This is a genomic window from Streptomyces sp. NPDC050636 (assembly GCF_040654775.1).
In the GTDB taxonomy this organism is placed as follows: domain Bacteria; phylum Actinomycetota; class Actinomycetes; order Streptomycetales; family Streptomycetaceae; genus Streptomyces.
The window spans coordinates 1-1583 of sequence record NZ_JBFAIP010000259.1; the positions used below are offsets into that span (position 1 = coordinate 1).

1 pseudogene is annotated in these 1583 nt (G+C 71.4%); it reads right to left on the reverse strand.

Features of this window, described 5'->3' with window-relative positions:
- Window positions 1–330: 330 nt before the first annotated feature.
- Window positions 331–1338 (reverse strand): annotated as a pseudogene (locus AB0I10_RS41120) (ADP-ribosylglycohydrolase family protein).
- Between the last annotated feature and the right edge of the window lie 245 nt (window positions 1339–1583).

Consider the following 1583-nt stretch of genomic DNA (forward strand, 5'->3'; position numbering starts at 1 on the left):
TGCGCGGGGCTGTCGGGTGCGGTTCCGGACCTCCGGACTCCGTCCTGCGGTCCGGCCCCTCCCGTTGAGTGTGGGAAAAGACGGTGGGGGTGCACCTAAGCGATCACGCGCGCCCAGTGGACGAGTCGCCCAGTGGACGAGTCATAGGGAACTGAACACTCAACGTCCGCCCCCACTCAGCCTCTCCACCCACCCACGGGAGGTGACAGCCCGCAGGACGAAGTCCGGAGGGCTGTCACCGCACCCGAAAAACCCACGCCCGCCGCAGGCGCAACGGCGAGCACCCCCCACGGCGGGACAGCCAAAAACGGCCCAGGCAAAGCGCAGCGGCTAGCGTTCGCCCAGCGCCAGCAGCTCCTCGCGGTACTCGATGCGGCCGGCCCACTCCTCCGGCCAGGCCTCGGCTCCCAGGTGGGCGCCCGCGAAAGCGCCGGTCAGGCACGCGATCGAGTCGGAGTCACCGGAGGTGCACGCGGCCCGGCGCAGTGCGGTGAGCGGCTCTTCGGGGAAGAGCAGGAAGCACAGCAGCCCGGTGGCCAGCGCCTCCTCGGCGATCCAGCCGGCGCCGGTGGCCAGGCACGGGTCGGTCTCCACGTCCGGAGTGGCCAGCGCCGCGTCCAGCCGGTCCAGTACGCCGAGGCACTCGTCCCAGCCGCGGGCGATGAACTGCGTCGCCGAGGGGTCCTGGCTGCGCCGCCACAGGTCGCCGAGCCAGTCCTCCCGGTAGACGAGGCGGTTGGCGTGCGCGTACGCGCGCAGCAGGCCGGTCAGCTCGGCGGGGCGTGCGCCGTCGGCCAGGACACGCACGGCGTATGCGGTCAGGTCGCTGGCGGCGAGCGCCGTGGGGTGCCCATGGGTCAGCGCGGACTGGAGCTGTGCGGCACCGGAGCGCTAGAGAGTGCTCAGCCCCGGCGCGAGCCCGATCGGCGCGACCCGCATGTTGGCGCCGCAGCCCTTCGACCCGATCTGGCTGGCCTCCGTCCAGGGCCGGTCCTGGGTGCTGAGCAGCTGGCAGGCCCGGAGGCAGGTGGCGCCCGGTGCCCGGTTGTTGTCCGGTGAGCGCCACCAGTCGACGTACTCGTCCCGTACGGGCCCTTCCAGGAGCCGCGGGGTGAGCGCGCCGCGTCCCATGGCCGTGCGCAGGCCGCGCCCCAGTGCCAGCGTCATCTGGGTGTCGTCGGTGACGAAGGCGGGGTCGGGCAGTGCCATCTCCCGCCACGGTCCGCATTTGGCCAGGATCGAGGGCACATCGTTGAACTCGGTGGGAAAGCCGAGCGCGTCACCGAGCGCGAGCCCGATCAGCGAGCCGGTCGCAGCGGACCCGATGGCAGACCCCATGAACGCCTCCCCCTTGGAAAACACAGAAAAAACCACCCCTTAATCGTCACAGTGACCCTAAGGGGTGGTGGGCAGGCCGCGCAAGGCATTTGGACCCGCGCGGCCCGGCGTATCGGGGCGTCCGGCCTAGGGTCTGTCCGATGGGTCATAGCCGGGCCCGCGGCGTCTGGCACGGCACCTCGCGGCGTTGCCGAAACGTCCCAATAGCTCCGCTATCAGGACGCTCCGGCGCCTTGCGATGCACC